21 protein-coding genes and 1 riboswitch are annotated in these 20,322 nt (G+C 35.6%); of the genes, 13 read left to right on the top strand and 8 right to left on the bottom strand.

Translation table 11 applies throughout. The features are described from left to right. The 3 genes from C1726_RS22210 to C1726_RS22220 are packed head-to-tail and all read left to right on the top strand — an operon-like array spanning position 1 to position 3,111. Positions 1-1,689: a CotH kinase family protein gene (locus tag C1726_RS22210; RefSeq protein ID WP_102275140.1), complete on the top strand. Its 1,689-nt coding sequence runs from the start codon at positions 1-3 to the stop codon at positions 1,687-1,689. Positions 1,690-1,711: 22 nt separating this feature from the next. Continuing rightward, complete coding sequence (locus C1726_RS22215) at positions 1,712-2,410, top strand: polyphosphate polymerase domain-containing protein (protein ID WP_102275141.1); 699 nt, start codon at positions 1,712-1,714, stop codon at positions 2,408-2,410. Positions 2,411-2,430: 20 nt separating this feature from the next. Then, complete coding sequence (locus tag C1726_RS22220; RefSeq protein WP_102275142.1) at positions 2,431-3,111, top strand: DUF4956 domain-containing protein; 681 nt, start codon at positions 2,431-2,433, stop codon at positions 3,109-3,111. A gap of 55 nt (positions 3,112-3,166) precedes the next feature. Here C1726_RS22220 and C1726_RS22225 read toward each other — a convergent pair whose 3' ends face one another. Continuing rightward, positions 3,167-3,994, bottom strand: a complete 828-nt coding sequence (locus C1726_RS22225; protein WP_102275143.1) for an endo alpha-1,4 polygalactosaminidase — start codon at positions 3,992-3,994, stop codon at positions 3,167-3,169. A gap of 41 nt (positions 3,995-4,035) precedes the next feature. After that, positions 4,036-4,120, bottom strand: a riboswitch (cyclic di-GMP riboswitch). A gap of 159 nt (positions 4,121-4,279) precedes the next feature. Here C1726_RS22225 and C1726_RS22230 point away from each other — a divergent pair. Both C1726_RS22230 and C1726_RS22235 read left to right on the top strand, forming a co-directional pair. Continuing rightward, positions 4,280-4,501, top strand: coding sequence for a DUF2187 family protein (locus tag C1726_RS22230; RefSeq protein WP_407642058.1), 222 nt, complete (start codon positions 4,280-4,282; stop codon positions 4,499-4,501). A gap of 237 nt (positions 4,502-4,738) precedes the next feature. Continuing rightward, entirely contained in the window at positions 4,739-5,080 is a 342-nt protein-coding gene (locus C1726_RS22235) for a zinc ribbon domain-containing protein YjdM (protein ID WP_102275144.1), read from the top strand. Positions 5,081-5,212: 132 nt separating this feature from the next. Here C1726_RS22235 and C1726_RS22240 read toward each other — a convergent pair whose 3' ends face one another. From C1726_RS22240 to C1726_RS22260, 6 genes are all read right to left on the bottom strand, one after another. Next, a complete protein-coding gene (locus C1726_RS22240) occupies positions 5,213-5,515 on the bottom strand; it encodes a DUF5634 family protein (protein WP_102275145.1) in 303 nt (100 codons plus the stop codon). A gap of 86 nt (positions 5,516-5,601) precedes the next feature. Then, positions 5,602-6,183: a toast rack family protein gene (locus C1726_RS22245; RefSeq protein WP_102275146.1), complete on the bottom strand. Its 582-nt coding sequence runs from the start codon at positions 6,181-6,183 to the stop codon at positions 5,602-5,604. Next, entirely contained in the window at positions 6,180-6,320 is a 141-nt protein-coding gene (locus C1726_RS26350; protein ID WP_180968270.1) for a hypothetical protein, read from the bottom strand. Before C1726_RS26350 ends, C1726_RS22245 begins: the two co-directional genes overlap by 4 nt. Before the next feature lie 114 nt (positions 6,321-6,434). Next, positions 6,435-6,923, bottom strand: a complete 489-nt coding sequence (locus C1726_RS22250; RefSeq protein WP_102275147.1) for a hypothetical protein — start codon at positions 6,921-6,923, stop codon at positions 6,435-6,437. Positions 6,924-7,175: 252 nt separating this feature from the next. Beyond that, a complete protein-coding gene (bioB, locus tag C1726_RS22255) occupies positions 7,176-8,156 on the bottom strand; it encodes a biotin synthase BioB (RefSeq protein ID WP_102275148.1) in 981 nt (326 codons plus the stop codon). Beyond that, positions 8,140-8,769, bottom strand: a complete 630-nt coding sequence (locus tag C1726_RS22260; RefSeq protein WP_102275149.1) for a biotin transporter BioY — start codon at positions 8,767-8,769, stop codon at positions 8,140-8,142. Before C1726_RS22260 ends, bioB begins: the two co-directional genes overlap by 17 nt. A 292-nt stretch (positions 8,770-9,061) precedes the next feature. On the opposite strand from C1726_RS22260, the gene C1726_RS22265 reads away from it, so the two are divergent. After that, positions 9,062-10,690, top strand: coding sequence for an FAD-dependent oxidoreductase (locus C1726_RS22265; RefSeq protein WP_180968271.1), 1,629 nt, complete (start codon positions 9,062-9,064; stop codon positions 10,688-10,690). Positions 10,691-10,722: 32 nt separating this feature from the next. Then, the gene (locus tag C1726_RS22270; protein ID WP_102275151.1) at positions 10,723-11,175 is read left to right on the top strand and encodes a CoxG family protein; all 453 of its coding nucleotides are present in this window, start codon (positions 10,723-10,725) and stop codon (positions 11,173-11,175) included. A 34-nt stretch (positions 11,176-11,209) separates the two neighbouring features. On the opposite strand, the gene C1726_RS22275 is transcribed toward C1726_RS22270, so the two are convergent. Further along, a complete protein-coding gene (locus C1726_RS22275; RefSeq protein ID WP_102275152.1) occupies positions 11,210-11,836 on the bottom strand; it encodes a TetR/AcrR family transcriptional regulator in 627 nt (208 codons plus the stop codon). Positions 11,837-12,081: 245 nt separating this feature from the next. Between C1726_RS22275 and C1726_RS22280 the strand changes: the two genes are divergently transcribed. From C1726_RS22280 to mtnK, 6 genes are all read left to right on the top strand, one after another. Beyond that, positions 12,082-13,788, top strand: a complete 1,707-nt coding sequence (locus tag C1726_RS22280) for a HAMP domain-containing methyl-accepting chemotaxis protein (protein ID WP_102275153.1) — start codon at positions 12,082-12,084, stop codon at positions 13,786-13,788. A 35-nt stretch (positions 13,789-13,823) separates the two neighbouring features. After that, entirely contained in the window at positions 13,824-14,951 is a 1,128-nt protein-coding gene (locus C1726_RS22285) for a sugar ABC transporter substrate-binding protein (RefSeq protein ID WP_102275154.1), read from the top strand. Between the two features lie 385 nt (positions 14,952-15,336). After that, positions 15,337-16,449: a sugar ABC transporter substrate-binding protein gene (locus tag C1726_RS22290; protein ID WP_102275155.1), complete on the top strand. Its 1,113-nt coding sequence runs from the start codon at positions 15,337-15,339 to the stop codon at positions 16,447-16,449. Between the two features lie 111 nt (positions 16,450-16,560). Next, a complete protein-coding gene (locus tag C1726_RS22295) occupies positions 16,561-18,063 on the top strand; it encodes a sugar ABC transporter ATP-binding protein (protein WP_102275156.1) in 1,503 nt (500 codons plus the stop codon). Positions 18,064-18,065: 2 nt separating this feature from the next. Further along, positions 18,066-19,067, top strand: coding sequence for an ABC transporter permease (locus C1726_RS22300; protein ID WP_102275157.1), 1,002 nt, complete (start codon positions 18,066-18,068; stop codon positions 19,065-19,067). 16 nt (positions 19,068-19,083) lie between these two features. Further along, positions 19,084-20,322, top strand: a complete 1,239-nt coding sequence (gene mtnK / locus C1726_RS22305) for an S-methyl-5-thioribose kinase (protein WP_102275158.1) — start codon at positions 19,084-19,086, stop codon at positions 20,320-20,322.

Here is a 20,322-nt window from a genome sequence, read left to right on the forward strand (position 1 = left end):
ATGAAAAAATATGCGATATGGTTGTATCTTATGATTTTCATGTTAATAATTTCAGGATGTACAAACGATCATACTATAAATAAAGAAGTGAAAAATGAGGTTCAGTCTATTCAAAAGGATAGCAGTGCCAAAGTGTTTGGCGAGGATCCGAGATTATATGAATTCGATAAAAAGGATTCTGTTGTGACTTTTTATATAACGGTTGCAAATAGGAACCAAACATCCTTTTATGAACTGAATAATTGGTATAGCATTCATAATAGTGATGCATCTTCTCCTAAACTAGATATTATGATTCAAGAGGGTACGGAAAAGGGAATAAAGGAAGGTCTTTTTGGCTTCGATGAAACTGAAATGAATGCAACGATACAGTTACGGGGGAAATCAACACGTGTCGCTGCCCAAAAATCCTTTAAGATAAAATTATTTGATCGTGCCGGTCTTTGGAAAGGGCAAAAAACATTAAATTTAAATAAGCATCCATATGATGCGACTAGAGTCCGCAATAAGCTATCATTTGATTATTTTACGAAAATTCCTGGTTTGACTAGCATGAGGACACAGTTTGTTCATTTGTATGTAAAGGACCTTACGAACAAAGACTCCAATGGAGAATTTGTAGATTATGGGTTATATACTCAGATTGAACAGGCGAATGAACGATTCCTCGCGGCGCATGGACTAGATTCAAATGGGAATCTCTATAAAGCAACAAATTTTGAGTTTTATCGCTATCCTGACCAATTGAAGCTAGAGACGGATGCATCATTTAATAAAGATGAATTTGAAAAAATAGTAGAAAATAAAGGGAGTAATGATCACCGCAAATTACTTTCTATGTTAGATGACGTAAACAACCAAAAGTTAAATATTAACGAAGTAGTTGAGCAGCATTTTGATAAAAATAATTACTTGACTTGGGTAGCTGCAAATATTCTTATGGGAAATAGTGATGTAACAACTCAAAATTTCTATTTGTATTGTCCATCTAATTCTGAAAAGTGGTATTTCCTCCCTTGGGATTATGATGGCGCTTGGAGGTCATCGCCAACTGCAGAAAAGCATTCAGAATTAGCAGATTGGCAAGCTGGCTTATCTAATTACTGGGGTTCTGTTCTTCATAAACGCTTCTTTAAGGATCCAAAAAATGTTGAAGCACTATCAAAGAAAATCGAAGAACTAACAGCCATCATAAATCCGGTGAACACAAAGAAATTATTAGATGAATACTATCCAACAGTTAGTCAATTTGTGAAAAAGTCCCCTGATAAAGACTATTTAGATGTAGAAATTGCAGATTATGACGATGTATATTATGGCATTGTAAATGAATCATTGCTTAATAAGGAAATTTACTACAAAAACCTTGAGAAGCCGATGCCATTTTTCTTAGATGAACATGAAAATGAAAAGAAGCAGCATGTATTTACATGGGATACGTCCTACGATATCCAGGGTGATGATCTATTTTATACATTGCAAATTAGCACAGATCGGTCATTCTCACATATCGTCCATGAACAAAAAGATATGATAGATACAGAATTCACTTATCAATTGCCAAAGGGAGTTTATTATTGGAGGGTAATTGCAAAAGATACTAAGGGACATATGCAAATGGCTTTTGATCAATACGAAGATGATAATGGAACAATGCATTTCGGGGTTAAAAAAATAGTCGTTAATTAATGAAGAAAAAGGGAAGCGGCGAATGAAAAAGTTACGACATGAATTGAAGTTTTATCTTAATGTCAGAGAGTATGAAATTTTAAGAAAAAAATTACAGATCGTACTAAAAAAGGACGAGAATATGGTGAATGAAGAGGGATATCACATTCGCAGCCTTTATTTTGACAATGTGTATGATAGTGATTTGTTTGAGAAAAATTACGGCATTTATAAGAGGAAAAAGTTTAGGATCCGAATATATAATCAAAGTGATCGCATCATCAAGCTTGAAAAAAAGAATCGGTATGGAGAGATGATCAACAAAGAATCCATATCTATTTCAAGAGATGAATATGAGAAGTTATTAACATGGGATTTTGATTTTTTGCTTGATAAAAAAACAAGCGTTGCAAGGGATTTTTATTTATTTATGAGAACGCAGCACATGTCTCCCAAAATCATTGTTGACTATGTGAGAGAGGCTTATAAGGCAGATATTGAAGATGTACGAATCACCTTTGATAAGTATTTAAGTGCGGGTATTAATTCGATCGATATCTTTGAAAAGGATATCGTTACAATTGAAGCGCTAAAAGAACCTTTAATGATTATGGAAGTAAAATTTAATGCCTATTTGCCTGACTATATTCGTGATATTCTTCAGCTTGATAGCCATCAGCGATCTGCCATTTCTAAGTATGTTATTTGCCGTGAAGCAGGCATGAACTATTATAAGCAATAGAGTAGAGAGAGGACACATATATGAGTGATCGGATTAATTTTGATGACATTGTAAAAAAAAGCATATTAAATTCAGATACATTTACAAGTGTATCAATACTAGAAATTTTCTTTGGAACACTTGCTTCATTCATAGTAGGACTATTTATTTATTATGTGTATAAGAAGACGTTTCGAAGTGTTGTCTATAGTCATAATTTCAATGTAACACTTGTTTTAATGACGATGATTACTTCTCTAGTCATTATGACGATTAGCACGAACATTGTTCTATCGTTAGGGATGGTCGGTGCACTTAGTATTGTCCGTTTTCGGACAGCGCTGAAGGACCCGCTTGATATCGTGTTTTTATTCTGGGCGATTACAGCAGGAATTGCTATAGGGGCCAATGTGTATCCAGTTGCGATTTTTGGTTCTGTCTTTATCGCTATTGCCGTCTATATTCTTTCAAAGAAGAAATGGAAGGACGAAACCTATTTATTAGTTATTCATTATGATGAGAAGGCATATGAAGAGATTAAAGTTCATCTCGTTAAGTTTAATTATGATTTAAAGTCAAAAATTGTTCGTAATAATTGGACAGAGCTAACATTAAAAATTAAGTTAAAAGTGGATAACACCGCATTTGTTCATAAACTATCAAATCTTGAAGGGGTTAAAGATGTATCACTTGTTCAATATAGCGGTGATTATGCATCATAATCTCATATATTTAAAGGTCAGCCTCGACTTAATGAGGCTGACCTTTTTCGATATGCTAATTATAAATACTGTTTTTGTTTTCGTATGAAACAAAACCATGCTTTTTACTGTAATTTGCGCTGCTTTTATTAGGGGATACAGTAAATACTGCAATATTTTCTTCCTTTTGCAGTGTTTGAAAATATTTAATCCAATTTTGTCCCCATCTGCTATTCGTTAATCGTTCTTTATTAAAGTCTTCCCACATAATTGCATCCACATAATCCTTTGAAGCAGTCTTCAAGGTTTCGAATCCCCAATTTTGCAGTAATAGCAATTCATTATGTTTACTTTTAATGGATTGAAGAAGCTCGACATACCCATTACGGAGATCGGCAGCCAATTCCTCGTTATCGCTGTAAAAATCATCAATATCACCAACAGTGTCTAATATGATCCCGTCAAACTGCTTTTGAATAATTTCTTCTTCAATTTCTTCAAGTAATAACTGCTGATATTGTTTATTGGTGATGTCCATTAAATAGGTATCCCAATCCTCTACATATACCTTTTCTCCGTTAACCCTTAAATAGTCGTCTTCCTGAACCTTGGCTACAAATTCCTCATCCCAGTCCTGCAATTCCATTATGCTTATATAACCGAGTGTAATTGTGCCGCTTTTATTCAAATCAGCAACATGCTCTTTTGTTGTTTCGTGAGGCTCAATAACGACCATATCATTTTTGCCAAGTTGTTTAGCTTTTACCTCATTTACATGACCATAATAAATTTGATAATTATTAACGTCCAATAATGGGTTTTGTGCTTGCCCCATTGCAGGAAAGCATTGAGTTAAAAGCAGTGGAAAAATAAACTGAAGTGTGAGAAAGGTTTTCTTGAACATAGGGTGAAGCTCCTTTACGATTTATCTTAAGTAAGAGTAAATACGGCAACCCAGCCATCATAGTATGATTACCTTAGACCTGTGGTTTTGCGTCTCAATTTTTCAATTGATTTGCTATTGCTTTTATTATAGTACAAAAGTCTTTTTCATTAAAGTGACTTTTTACACCTTATTCAAAATTGGTAATAAGCAATTTAGTATAAAGTTGTATGGAGAAAAAATTTGGTCATACTAAAAAAGAAGGAATTTGCTTCACTTACTCAAAAGATAAAAAGGGGATGCGAAATGGCAGAAGAAATGAATAAAAAACAGGACAGCAAAGTGAAGAGCATGAAAAAACCAAATATGGGTGATATGATACAAATTATTAAAGGGGAGGCAAAAGGGAAAAAAGGAAGAGTAATTGTCCTTCGGGATAACTCAGTTATTGTAGAAATCGGAGTAAATACAAAAACGGACGAACCGATAAAAACGGTTGTCAATCACAAGAATTATAAATTGATTTAGTTAGACGCAGCAAAAGTAATGTTGAAGATATTAACATTGTTTTTGCTGCGCAGAAAATTGATATAAAATTGTTTCTTGTTCATGTTTCCCGATAACCCCCTTAATCTATCTATTTTTGTATCAAGTTTTACTGTAAGATAAGAGAGAGTGCGGATGATCTATTCAATAATAAAGATTTTCTGTACTTGCAATGCCATAAGAAATTAGAAAAATAATTACGAATAGGGGAAAATGTTCATGCAAGGTTTGCCAAATTGTCCAAAATGTCATTCTGAATATACATATGAGGATGGAAGTCTTTTCATTTGTCCCGAGTGTGCTCATGAGTGGAGCTTAAACACTGAGAATGTTCAAATGGAAGAAAACAAAATAATTAAAGATGTTAATGGAAATGTCTTAAATGATGGCGATTCAGTAACTATTATTAAAGACCTGAAAGTAAAAGGGAGCTCATCCATTTTAAAAATAGGTACAAAGGTAAAAAATATTCGTTTAGTCGATGGGGATCATAATATTGACTGCAAAATTGATGGATTTGGTGCGATGAAGTTAAAATCAGAATTTGTTAAAAAGCTATAAATACAGTATAGCTATGTGAGATGAAAATTGCAGATAGAATAGCATTATTTGAACAAGAATGCTCAACATTTTAATTGATAGCTTTTCAACTACAATAAGTGGGGGGGGGTTCCCCCACGATTAAGTTTCAAATTATATATATCGAAAAGCACTATCTAAACTGTGGAACCCATTAAGATCCGTTTTTTGAGGTTCATCCGATTCGATTGTCCACTCGTTTTTAATGAGTGAAAGACCACCGAAGGTGTCTTTTCTATACGGGCTATGAATATGATAGGTTTTACCATCTTTTTTAATTGTGTAGCCTAAATAGTAAAGATCATCCTGTCCTTCTTCTTCAAAAACTCCGATATCATCCATTCCATATTGATTTATATACATCTGAAACGACTTTTGCAGATTAGCAATAAGCTGTTCACGAGGGAGAGATTCCATCAATTTGACTCCTTTCTAAACAATAAATTCTATCTTTAATATGGCTTTATTTTCTATTTATAAACATACGATTCAGGATGAACTAATTAGTCTTCAATAATAAAATCTGCTTTTCCAATTCCTAATTCTGCGCTGACATTGATTTTCACCTTTGCATTTTCAAAAGCCTCGTTCACATAGACACCATCGCCCATTGAAATAAAACCTCTAAATTCAGACTGCCCAATTCCCTTGGAAGATTTAATTTGAACGCCGGCATCTTTAGGTAAAATAATGGTGGATTTTCCAACACCCATTGATAATTGAACATCGAAACCCTTCTTCCAATCACCTGACAGATCAATGGTTGTATCTCCTACACCCACATTCACATTCAAACCACTTAATTGTAATCCCTGCAGATCAAGGTGTGTTTCAGATGCTCCAGTATTCACCTTTAAATCAATTGGAACTTTGTTTGTAAGCTGAAGATCCCAGCTGCTCTTCATATTTTCTCCTTTTAGATCGGAAAATTTCTTATTTGTATGTTCAATTACGATTTCTGCTTTTTTGCCGGATTGTTTGTAGGAAACATTAGGTTTCAAATTATCGGAAGTATATTCAAGATCTCCTTCGAGCCATTCTTTTGCACCTTCGGAAATATCTAATTTTCCAGCTCCAATGTTCAAAGAACATTTAATTGTTCAGCCTTGTCCTTTTCAATAAGGACTTTGGTTTGATCCTCTTTTGTAAACACATTTGTGCTGCAGCCAGCTAGTATGAATGAACTAACAAGTATTGATCCAGAGAATAAAAAGCTTTTCATTTTAAGTCCTCCTCTATAAACATTCCTTACTTAAATTGTAAATGAAATAGAAGATAGGCTGAAAAGACTCTGGAATGATTTTCCACTAAGGCTTAAGGCTTAGATGCAGGAAACTTAATTTTCTGACGCCATTTTTATTACCCTTAAGTGCCAAGGTAACCAAAATCCAAAGATAAAAAAGTAAACAGGGAGAGACCACCAAGTATTCCATCCCTTTAATTTCATGTATCCAACTTTAACAAGCATCCATTCAGATAAAAAAGATAATAACGTAAAAAGTACAACATATTTCCATTTTTTTTCTGGATTAAAATAATTTAGAAATATTACTGCAAAACAAGGAGCAATCAAGCTGTAACTAATTAAATCGCCCAGTCCCGGTATTTTTGACTGACCCAAGTCAAATACATCTAGCCAGCCTGACATGACAATCACATCTAATAAGGTTGCCATGAATCCTCCTATACCAAAAGTAAGATATATTACTTTCCAGCTTATATGTTTTGGCATGAACAGTATGTATAGTAATGAAATGATTCCCAAAGCGATTGGGAACCAAATGCCTTTAGCTGTTAGATCTAAGTTTTGGATCAAAGTTTCCATATTGTGTCTCCTTTATCTTTCTTTAGATAAATTTGCACATATAAATTCAATGTATATTACTAGTATTTGTCAATTGTTAATTAAATATGCTAATTGAAAAGTTCAAAGGTAGAATGAAATTAAGAAATGTTAGACAGAAAAAAGCAAATGAAAAACCAATTTGGTTTAGCATTTGCTTTTTTATTTATATAATTTTTGAACGTTAACACACGAAGTGAAGCTATGGATAAACTACTCTGTCGGTCTTTCATTTTATGCAGGACAATAATCTATTTCAAAGCCTAGATCTGTCAGCATTTGATGATCGGCAGTTTCTTCTTGACCAGCTGTTGTAAGATAATCACCAACAAAAATTGAATTTGCAGGATAAAGCCCTAGGGGCTGCAGGCTGCGCAGGTTGACTTCCCGGCCGCCTGAAATTCGTATTTCTTTGGTTGGATTGATGAAGCGCATTAAGCAAAGAACTTTCAAACAGTATCTTGGATTTAATTCGTTTGTTCCTTCAAGAGGTGTTCCATCAATTGCATGAAGGAAGTTTACTGGTATGGAGTCAGCATCCAAAACTTTTAAGCTTCTTGCCATTGCTATAACATCATCCTTCGTTTCCTTCATACCAATGATAACACCAGAGCAAGGAGATATCCCAGCATGCTTAATTAATTCAAGAGTATTCACACGATCTTGATACGTATGGGAGGTAGTAATATTCTCATGATGGTTTGCAGAGGTATTAATATTATGATTATAACGATCAACTCCAGCTTCTTTTAATTTCGCTGCTTGCTCTGGTTTAAGTAAACCTAAGCATGCACAAACCTTCATTTGATATTGCGCTTTTATTTCTTTGACTGCCGAAACCACTTCATCGATTTCTTTGTTAGAAGGACCTCTTCCACTAGCAACAATGCAATAGGTACCAACATTTAATTCATGAGCTTGACTGGCGCCTTTGATAATGGATACTTTATCTATCATTCGATACTTTTCAATTGGCGCGTTTGAGACACTTGATTGTGAGCAATAGCCGCAATTTTCCGGGCAAAGTCCAGATTTTGTATTAATAATCATATTGAGTTTTACCTTATTACCGTAATAGTGATTTCGTATCTTATATGCACCTTGAAGGAGAGATAAAAGCTCCTCATCGGGGCATACTAAAATCTCCAATGCTTCATCATCCGTTAACTCATGTCCTTGCAGCACTTCTCCTGCAAGATCAACCCAATTTTTCATTTTTTACTCCTCCATTCAAATTCGTACGCTGCAGCTTTCTGAATTGACTCCGGGATATCACACGTTTTTCCAAACGATGCGCCATTAAACCAGCACACACAGCTAAAATGATATCCTTTGGCAATGGCGGAATCATCCACAGCCAAGCCATTTTATAGGTAAAGCCATCTGGAGCAGCAGCCCATAGCTTATAAGCGAAAAACATCCAATTGGTACCAAATAAATAGTTAACTGTCATCCCAACTAAAGCAGCTGTTATGTAGATAGAGACACTTTTATTCCGTTCAATGACTTTTCCAGTTAGATAAGCAGTGAAAATAAATGAAATAATAAATCCAAAAGTTGGGCTTAGAAAATGACCAATTCCGCCGCCGAATTTAGCAAAAACCGGGGCACCAGCTAATCCGATACATGCATATACAATCATAGATATGGCACCTAAACGGCTTCCAAGAATGGCTCCAGCTAATATGGCAAAGAACGTCTGCAGTGTAATAGGCACCCCGCCAACGACCATAAATGGAACAATGGTAGTAATATTTGCTCCAATGCACATCAGTGCTACAAACATTCCTGCAAGTGTTATTTCAAAAGGACTTAAACTTTTTTTCATAAAACCACCTCCATACAAAGAATATAGAAAAAGAGTAATAGATTTACAGTTTATTTGTCAACCTATTTATAAATATAGTTAACATATTTTGTGATGATAAACCTACTAGTATTACAAATCCATAAAGTAGTGCATATTTTATATAAATTCCTAAATATCGACAAAACAGGTAAATTAAAAGATTTCTAAAAAAATATAAGAAAATAATATTTTTAACTTGAAAAAGTATTTTGAATTTCGGATAATTAAAATAATGATAGTAACGCTATCAAAAAATAAAGGGGTTGATTTAATGCCTAGTTCCATTCCAGTTCATTGGGATAAAGAAGTAGATGTAATTGTTTTAGGTACAGGTGGCGCTGCATTAACTGCGGCAGTTGCTGCATCAGAAAATGGTGCAAAAGTCCTTGTGTTAGAAAAAACTCATCAAATAGGCGGGACAACAGCTTTCTCAGGTGGGGTTCCTTGGATCCCGCTTAATCATTACATGAAGGAAGCGGGTTTTGAAGATAATCGTGAGGATGCAATAAACTTCATTAAACGTCTGGCTCTTGGTAGAGCAGATGATTATATGATTGAAACTTTCGTGGATAAAGGACATGAAGTGATCAAATTTTTATATGATCATACACCAGTAAAATTTGTATCTCCACAATCTTATCCTGAATATTATGCACGTATGGATGAAGCTTTAAAGCATGGCACACGTTCATTAGATCCAGCACCATTTGATCTAAATGAGATTGGTGAATGGGGTGAATTGGTTCGTCAAAATCCAATCTTTCCTCCTCTTACACTAGAAGAAGGAGGAGCTGTAGGAGGAATTGACTTCCAATTAGTAGCTGAACGTATGCAAAATAATATTGTTACGATGGGACGTTCACTAATTGCCTCTTTATTTAAAGCGTGTTTAGACCGGGGAGTAGAAACTTTAATAAACACGGCGGGAAAAGAATTAATCATGAACGAGGATGGACAAGTAATTGGAATGATAGCTGAAACAAAAGAAGGAGAGGTCTTGCGTTTCGCTGCAAGAAAAGGGGTTATTCTCGCTTCAGGTGGATTTGAATGGAATAAACAATTAGTCAAAGCATTCTTAAAAGCAGAGTTTACCCATCCAGTAACACCGCCGGGCAACGAAGGTGATGCACTCCTGATGTCAATGAAGGCTGGCGCTGCACTTGAAAACATGAGTGAGGCTTGGTGGTATCCAGCTATGGTAGATCCGACGTTCGAGTATGAAGATCATGTAATGGCGCAGCTTGGCGGAGGACGCAACGGTCCAAACTCAATTGTTGTCAATAAGTACGGACGCCGTTTTGTTCATGAAGGAACTACATATAACGATATGCCAAGATCATTCTTTCATTTTGATCCGGTAAAAATTGAATTTCCGAACGAAGCACCTGTTTGGATGGTTTTCGACCAGCAGCTTAAAGATAGCCAGCTTATCGTTACGATGACACCAGGGGATCCGGCACCTGAATGGGTAGATCAAGCTGACTCCATACGCGAATTAGCTGAAAAAATTGGTGTCGACCCAGATGGTTTAGAAGATGAGATTCGTAAATGGAATGAATATTGCGAGCAAGGTGCCGATCCGGATTTCCATCGCGGAACGATTCAATTTGAAGCTTTAACAATCGGAGGCGGCAGTCCTGCAAACAATTTAGGTAAGATTGAAAAAGGACCATTTTATGCATTACCAATCTATTTAGGCGCATTAGGTACCAATGGTGGACCAAAAATTAATGAAAATGGTCAAGTAGTTAAATATAATGGTGAACCAATTAAAGGGTTATATGCTGCTGGAAATGCATCCGGTAATCCGCTTGGCCCCATTTATCCAAGTGCAGGCGGAACCATTGGACCAGCTATGGTTTTTGGCTTCTTAGCAGGACAGCATGCTGTAAATTCATAATAACAAATAATAAATATAGGTAGGTGCGAAAGATGCCGCAAGGAACACATACAGTAGAAGTCCCATTAAACATACAAACAATTTGGAATTTTGTTCAAGATATGAACAACTGGGCGCCGCTCGTTCCAGGATACATTGAACACGAAATCTTGAGTGAAAACCAATCAACATGGGCATTTAAGGGTGACTTAGGATTTATGAAAAAAACTGTAAAGCTGCAAATTGATATTAAAGAATGGAATGAGCCTTCAGAAGTTCTATTTGACTTAAAAGGCTTGTCTGATAACTTTAAGGGTGGAGGCTATTTTCGTGCTGAAGTGATTGATGAAAACACTACAAAAATGTCAGGACATCTTGATATTACTGCTGGTGGAATGATGGGTGCAATGATCAATCAAATTTTAACAAAGTTTGTGCCGCAAACAGCACAAGAACTTACTGATGCTATAGTAGCCAAACTATTAGAAATTAATCTAGTAAAATAAAACAAAAGCGATCTCAAATAATCGAGATCGCTTTTTACTTTGCTGGCTGCTGCAAGTAGGACAACAGTACATTTTTCACCATGATTAGCTCTTCCTTTTTAGGAACTGGGACAATAACATCGGGAAGCAAAGTATACAAGGAATACTTTTTTACTGCTGTTCCAAACATATTTAAAATGGTACTGGAAAGTATTTCATGACTTAATGTAAGTTTGATGCTTCCATCACTTTTTCCTTCTCTAACAATGGCTGATATGATTCTGCCTATTTTTTCATATGCCTTTTCAACCTCTGCTAGTAGATTTTTTTCAATCGGTATAAAAGCAATGTATAATTCAAAGGCTTCTAGAAGCATAGCGGATTCACGATTTTCTTCAGAAATAAAGCCTATATAAGCAGTTAATACATCATCGATTTTCTCGATGCCTCTTTTATTTGATTCCTTAATCTGTTGGAAACGAGGGAATTGCTGTTCGATGGCTGCTTTCACTACTTCAATTATTATATCGTCTTTTTTTGGGAAATAACGAAATAGAGTAGCAACTCCTACATGGGCTTCATCAGCTATATTTTGCATGGTCGTGTTTTCAAATCCGTGTTCAGTAAATAACCTTTTTGCTGCAGATATCATATTTTTCCGTCTTTCGATTTTCTTATTCAATTTATCACCTACTTGGCAATATTATACTAGTTTTTACATGAAGAAACTTGAAAAAATAATATATTTTTTTGAATTCAACAAACTTTATTCATGCTAGGTAGAATGAGGCGTAGACAATCTAAGTAAAAAGAAACAATATTAAGATAAAAAAATATGTGTTTTTAACTAAATTATGTTATATTTGTAGGTATTAAATAACAACTTCAATTGTATTCGTGTGGTTTTATGTGGGAGGAGACGTATGTATGCAACATTTTAGTGTTGGAAAAAAAATAATGACTGGGTTTGGTGTTGTACTTATTCTACTCGTTATATTTGCTGTTATAGCGATAAACAGAATGTTTCATATGCAAGATAAGACATCTTCCATTGTTGATGAGTGGATGCCTTCTGTTGAGCTAATTAACTCGATAGGATTCCAAACTGAGCATGTTATTACACTTTCATTAAGATATATCCAGTCTGATGATGAGCAAGAAAAAGAAATGCTTAAAAAGGAAAGAACGAATTTCATAGATGAAGCAGAGAAAACAATGGCTTCCTATAAAAAGCTTATAAACACAAAAGATACAAAAGAAAACTTCGATAAATTGACCTATAAGTGGGCATTCTTCTTAAAGGTAAACGAGGAGACACTTAAGCTTAGTGATAAGGGGAAGTCTGAATTTGCCTACTTATATTTTAAAAAAAGTGCGAAAGCCTTCGATTCAATGAAGCAAAACATGGATCATCTCGTTACCGTTAATAAAATGGGTGCTGAGCAAGCTGGGATGGAATCTAAAAATGTATTTAACCAAACGGTTATTACGATTATAACTTGTATCATCATCTCTTTGATATTGGGAATTGGGGCTGCTCTATTTATTACTAGAATGATAGCAAAGCCTTTAAGATTAGTTACGAATAGAATCGATGAAATATCAAAAGGAAACTTATCTATTCCATCTATTGAAATGAATAGCAAGGATGAAATTGGTGTTTTGGCAAAATCAGTAAATGAAATGAAAAACAGTTTACATAAGATCGTTACTGAAGTTGTCAATGTTTCTGGATTTGTAAATAAACAGAGTGTAGAGCTAACTGTGTCGTCAGAGGAAGTGAAGCTAGGCAGCCAGCAAATTGCGACGACAATGCATGAATTAGCATATGGAGCCGAGGAACAGGCAAACTCTGCGTCTGAATCAGCTAGGGCAGTTGAGGATGTGAATGTTCAGATTAAACAAGCGGATCTGGCTGGAAAAAACTTAAAAATTGCTTCAAATGAAGTCCTGGAAAAAGCACAAGAGGGAACAATACTAATGAATGAGTCTGTTCATCAAATTGAGAAAATCAGTCAGATTGTAACCGAATCGATGGAAAAGGTTGTAAATTTAGATCAGAAAAATGATAATATTTACCAATTAGTTCATGTGATTCAGGATGTTGCTGCACAAACAAATCTTCTTGCACTAAATGCAGCAATTGAAGCTGCAAGAGCGGGGGAATCTGGTAAGGGCTTTGCGGTTGTTGCTGATGAAGTTAGAAAACTAGCTGAACAAGTTTCGAACTCTGTACAGGACATCACACATATTACACAAGATATCCAAAATGATTCAAAGCTTGTAGTAGAAACACTTCAAAATGGTGTAATTCAATCAGAAATTGGCAATCAACAAATAAGAACTACAGGTGAAACCTTTCATTCTATTTCCGATTTAGTTCTAATGATGGTTGAAAAAATTGACCAAGTATCAGCCAACTTAGATCAAATTCAATTAGGAAGTGAACAATTAAGTGCGTTTAGTGAAGAAATTTCAGCAGTAACTGAGCAATCTGCTGCGGGAGTTCAGCAAGCTTCAGCATCTGCAGAACAACAGGTAGCTTCTATGGAAACGATCGCTCATAGCTCTGAATCACTTAAAGCACTTTCAGCTCAATTAGAGGGCTTAGTTCAGCATTTTAAAATCCAATAAAGCAATGAATCTTTGGTTAATAAGGAGAATAGTAGATGAAGAAAAGCAAAATTAGGTTACTGCCCATTTGTTTTTTTGCATTAATCATGCTTATAGCAGGATGCTCAAGCAAAAGTGACAAAGAAGGTTTGTTAAAAGAAAATAATAAAACCGACAGCGAAGCATCACTTGCAACAGTGCCAGACAGGTTTAAAAATCCAGAAGACGTTAAAATTAAAGTTATCCGTAAAATAGGCGGGGACGACCATACAAAGCAATTTCTTGCAGGAGCCAAAGAGGAGGGCGAAGCACTGGGGTTGAAGGTGGATGTCTTTTCGGCAGATGGGGATAGCCAAAAGTTTCACAATGAAATCAAAAAATCTTTAGAAGAGGGATATGATGGGTTCATTATTTCCCACGGAGATGATCCAGAAACAATAGAAAGTGTAAAAAGACTAGTAGAAAAAGGCAAGAGTGTTGTTACATTTGATTCAAATGTTGAATTAGAAAAATTAGATGGTGTTACGCTAACATCTCAAAATGATGAGGTATTAGCAACATTTGCAATCGAGCAATTAATTGAAGATTATGAAGGACAAGCGAACATCGCTTATTTATGGGTGGATGGATTCCCGCCAATGGTCAGACGGAATGCTGTTTATACGGAGAAGCTGAAAAACAATCCGGGGATTAAAGAAATTGAGAGATTTGGAGTTGCTTCTGCAGATACATCTGGGGAAACGAAGGCAGCTGTGGCTGAAATGCTTAAGAAACACCCGAAAGGTGAGCTGGATGCTATTTTTGCAACATGGGATGCATTTGCAATTGGTGCAGTAGATGCAATTAAAGAGGCAGGCAGAGATGAAGTGAAGATTTATGGAATAGACGTGTCAAATACAGATTTACAATTAATGAAAGAAAATGAAAGTCCATGGAAATATACAGCAGCAGTAGATCCGAAATTAATTGGTGCATTAAACATGAGACTGGTTGTAAAAAAAATTGCTGGTGAAGAAACACCAAAAAATTATAATCTTGAAGCCTATTTGATTGCGCAGGAGGAACTTCAGGTTACTAAGAAAAATGTGACTATGGATACGCTAGGTGAAGTATTGCCTGGCTGGGGATTGTCTACTGAATTAGAAGAGGATTGGATGAAAACGTTAAAACAGATGAATGAGTAATATGATCATTTTTTATTTAGATCCCGATATTCTACATAAGAATATCGGGATCTTTTTTAATATAGAATTGAAAATTTTGGATTTAGTGCGTTTTTGTTGATTGGTTTACCAATTTCCTCCTAAAAATAGATTGTTTTATCGTATTATTTTGTTAATTCAGGAAAAACAAATAAAACTAAAGAAGTTATTTCGCTTTTTAAAAGAAACAATCATGTATAAAACCAAAAAATATACGAGTAATTCAAAATAAATATTGTATAAGATTTGTTCACATGATAAAATTTAGTTAATTTAGAAATGAAAGCGCTGTACAAATTCTGTCCGTCTATTATTCTAATGAAAAATAGGTAGGGTGGACATACTATCAAAGAAGGAGAATTAAAGAATGAAAAACTTTTTAAAAAGTGCATTAGTCCTATTAGTAGCTATTTCACTTCTGTTAACAGGCTGTGCTTCAGGTGAGGAAAGTTCTAAGCCAAAAGAAGGGAACAAGAATGTTTCACTTGATAATGTTCCTGAACGGTACAAGGATGGCAAAGAAGTGAAGATTAAAGTTGTAAGAAAAATTGGTGGAGATGATCATACTGCTCAATTTTTAGCTGGTGCAAAAGAAGAAGGTGAAGCACTCGGATTTAAAGTAGATGTGTTCACTGCTAACGGTGACACTGCTAAGTTCCATGATGCAATTGCTCAAGCATTACAAGAGGACTTTGATGGGTTTATTATCTCTCATGGAGATGATGTTGCTACAGTAGAAGACGTAAAGAAAATTGTAGAAGCTGGCAAGAGTGTAGTAACGTTTGATTCTAATGGCGATATTGCAACAGTAAATGGAGTAACACTTACATCACAAGATGATGAAGCATTGGCTGAGTTATCATTAGAGCAATTAATTAAAGATACAAATGGGAAAGCGAATATTGTTTATTTATGGGTAGACGGTTTCCCGCCAATGGTAAGACGAAATGCCGTCTATCAAGAAACTTTGAAAAGTAACCCAGGCATTAAAGAGATTGAGAGATTTGGTGTAGCAGCAGCAGATACATCTGTACAGACACAAAATGCTGTGGCAGCAATGTTAAATAAACATAAAAAAGGCGAGATTGATGCAATTTTTGCTACTTGGGATGCTTTCGCGATTGGTGCTGCACGGGCAATCAAAGAAGCAGGAAGAGATGAGATTGCGCTGTATGGAATAGACGTATCAAATGCAGACCTTCAAATTATGCAAGAAGAAAAAAGCCCTTGGAAATATACAGCAGCTGTTGATCCAAAACTAATTGGTTCTGTTAATATGAGAATTCTTGCGAAGAAAATTGCTGGTGAGGAAACGCCTGCAACATTCGATTTAGAGGCTTCTTTAATTTCACAAGAAGCACTGCAAAAATCAAACGCTCCTGTTAATATGGTAAACCTTGCTGAGGTTGTGGATGGCTGGGGAGTATCTGCTGCATTTGAAGAAGATTGGATGAAGACTTTAAAAGAATACTATAAATAATTAAATTTGAAACCTTATATCAGAGAATAAAAACTGGTATAAGGTTTCAAATCCATTATAGGCCTTAAATTGCTGCGTATAATTGATTGAAATAGAAGGAGGCTTATGGGCATGTCAACATTATTAGAAATGAAAAATATATCCATAGAGTTCCCTGGTGTTAAAGCACTTAATGAAGTCTATTTTTCTACTAAAACGGGTATGACTCATGCTTTGATCGGTGCAAATGGTGCGGGTAAATCAACATTAATGAAAGTTCTTTCCGGTGCCTATGGGCATTATACAGGTGAAATATATATAGGCGGAAAGAAAGTTGATATACGTACTCCGAAAGACGCTCAGGATAGTGGAATACAGATTGTTTATCAAGAGGTAGATACTGCGCTAATTCCTTATTTAACGGTTGGAGAAAATATTATGTTAAATGAAACCGTTAACGATATGGGGAAAAAACAGTTTGTCAAATGGGGCCAAATTCACAAAAGAGCAACAGAAATACTAAATCGAATGAATGTGAATATAAATTCGAGAACGCTAGTTAGTGAATTAACATTAGCTCAAAAACAAATGGTACTAATTGCAAGATCCATTTCAAAGCAATGTAAATTTTTAATTTTGGATGAACCGACTGCGCCGCTTAGTCATTCTGAAACAACAGAACTTTTTAGAATTGTCCGTGAGCTAGTAAAAGAAGATGTGGGCATTATCTTTATTTCTCATCGTTTGCCTGAGCTGTTCGAAATTTGCCAAGAGATCACCGTTATGAAAAATGGGGAGTTTGTCATAAAAGAAAATATTGCTGACACATCTCAAAACAAAATCGTGGAATATATGCTTGGTGAAAAGCTTGAAGAACAATTTCCGAAGTACCAAGTTGAAATCGGAGAAACTGTCCTTTCTGTTGAAGGACTTCATGATATTGGTTTAGTGAAAAATTTTAGCATGCATGTAAATGCAGGAGAAATCGTTGGGATTGCCGGTTTAGTCGGTGCTGGGAAAACGGAGATATGCAAAGCTTTGTTTGGTGCTTCTAAGATAACTAGAGGTGAAATTAAAATTAGAGGAACCAGTGTGAAGGTTAAGGATCCTAGTGATGCAGTTAGAAAAGGGATTGCTCTCGTACCAGAGGAGCGAAGAAAAGAAGGGATTCTTGTTCAAGAATCTGTTTCTACAAATCTAACATCAGCAAGCCTAGGGAAATTTTCGAAGTTTCTCAGCTTTGTCAATACAAAGGAAGAAAAGAAGATCTCAATTGAAATGATAAAAGATCTTGGGATAAAGACGCCGTCAGAAGAAGCCAAAGTACAAAATCTTTCCGGTGGAAATCAGCAAAAAGTTGCCATTGGAAAATGGCTGATTTCTGATGCTGAGGTATACATTTTTGATGAACCTACAAAGGGAGTAGACGTTGGTGCTAAAAAAGATATTTTCGAACTGATTTCGGGTTTAGCCAAGCGTGGAAAGTCAGTCATCTATGCATCTTGTGAGCTTTCAGAAATTCTCGGGATAACAGACCGCGTGTATGTTGTATATGACGGAGAAGTGGCGAAAGAACTTGAAACAAAAACAACAAATGAAGAAGAATTGTTATTCTATTCAACAGGGGGTAAATAAGGATGAACACGGCAAATCCTGTTCCAAACACAAAGCCCGCCAAAAAAGGGTTTGAACTATTTGAGTTTTTATATAAATATGGAACGATTATCACAATTTTTGTTTTGATTGCCATCTTTGCAATCGCTAATCCAAGTTTTATTCAAGGGTCAAATATTGTTAATATTTTGAGGTCTATTTCCATCGTTACCATTATAGCTATAGGAATTACAATTTCACTTTCGGTAGATGGTTTTGACTTATCGGTTGGATCAACTGTTTCTCTATCAAACGCAGTTGTTGTTTCTATGTTTGTGTGGTTTTCGCAGAATATTTTCATTGCTATTTTAGCAGCTATTGGAGCGGCGCTTCTAGTTGGAGCCTTTAACTCGTTTATGATTGTTAAAGTGAAAATTCCAGACATGCTTATGACGCTTGCCACTATGTTTATTATTCAAGGGATTGCTCTCACATATACAAAAGGAGCAACCGTTTCACAGAACATGATTATGCCTGATGGAAGCTTCTCAACAGGTGTAATTCCGCCGTTTTTTGCAAAAATTGGTCAAGTGCCATGGATTATTATCATTATGGTTGTAGTAGTAGCTCTCGTTCATATTTTCTTAAATTATACAAAACATGGCCGTTATATGTATGTAATTGGTGGAAATAAGGAAGCTGCCAGACTTTCTGGTATTCCTGTTAATAAATACAAGGTGCTTGCTTACTTGCTTTCCGCGACCTTCGCAGCAATTGGAGGAATTGTCCTTGCCTCTCGTGTAATGACAGCAGAGATTAATTCTGGTGCTCCATACTTAATGGATGCTGTAGCTGCAGCATTTATTGGTCTATCGGTTTTAGGGGCTGGAAAGCCGAATGCTTTTGGAACTTTTATTGGTGCAGTATTGATCGGAATCTTATCTAATGGCTTGGTCATGATGTCCGTACCTTACTATGCAATGGATATTGTTAAGGGAACAGTCTTAGCGCTTGCACTAGCATTAACTTACTATCGACAAAAATAGGGTGGAGGGATTTATAATGAAAGATTTTACGAAGGAATATTTCACGATGACTGAAGAAGATGCGATTGATTATGCAAAAACAAACCTTGATCTCTTCAATCCAGAAGCAAAGCTTCAATGTAAGGAAATCGGAGACGGGAACTTGAACTATGTATTTAAAGTCGTTGATTCAGTAACGAACCAGTCGGTGATCATTAAACAGGCTGGTCCAGTTGCTCGTATTTCTGATGAATTTAAATTATCTCCAGATCGGAATAGAATTGAAAGTGAAATCTTGCAATTGCAATATAAATTAGCTCCAGGCTATGTGCCAGAAGTTTATAAATATGATCCGATTATGAATTGCTGTGCAATGGAAGATTTGTCTGATCATGAAATGATGCGGGCGGCGTTAATTGAACACAAAAAGTTTCCGCTTTTTGCAGACCATATTTCTACTTTTCTAGTAAATACTTTATTATTAACTTCTGATGTTGTAATGGAACATAAGGAAAAGAAGGCATTAGTGAAGAGTTTTATCAATCCTGAGCTTTGCGAAATTTCTGAGGACCTTGTATACACAGAACCATTTTATGATTGCCCTCGCAATGATGTCTTTCCTGAAACAAGAGAGTTCGTACAAACTGCAATTTGGAATGATAAGGCATTGCTGCTCGAGACGGCTAAACTAAAATTTGAATTTATGTCAAATGCACAATCACTTGTACATGGAGATTTGCATACTGGTTCTATTTTTATTAAAGAAGATTCTACTAAAGTCTTTGATCCGGAGTTCGCTTTTTACGGTCCGGCAGGCTATGATATCGGTAACGTAGTAGCCAATCTGATATTTGCCTATGCAAATGCAAGTTTTACAATTGATGACGAAATGAAGCAAAAAGATTATCTAAATTATTTGGGGAACACGATCAAGGATATAATTGATTTATTCAATGAGAAATTTATAAAAACTTGGGATGGTCAAGCAACAGAACCAGTTGCGAAATATGCAGGTTTTAAGGAATATTATCTTGGTACGGTTATAAGAGATACTGCGGCTATTGCTGGACATGAACTGATTAGAAGAATAATAGGTTTAGCTCATGTAAAGGACATTACCTCCATTACGAATGCAGAAGCTCGTGTGCGAGCAGAGAAAATTTGTCTGACTATCGGAAAAACCTTTATACTTAATAGAAACAATATGAAAACGGGTGCTGACTTTATAGATGTCATCCAATCAGCAGAAGAACAGCTTCTAAAGGAGGCAGAATAA

Origin of the sequence: Cytobacillus massiliigabonensis (genome assembly GCF_900199725.1) — a bacterium.
In the GTDB taxonomy this organism is placed as follows: Bacteria; Bacillota; Bacilli; order Bacillales; family Cytobacillaceae; genus Cytobacillus; species Cytobacillus massiliigabonensis.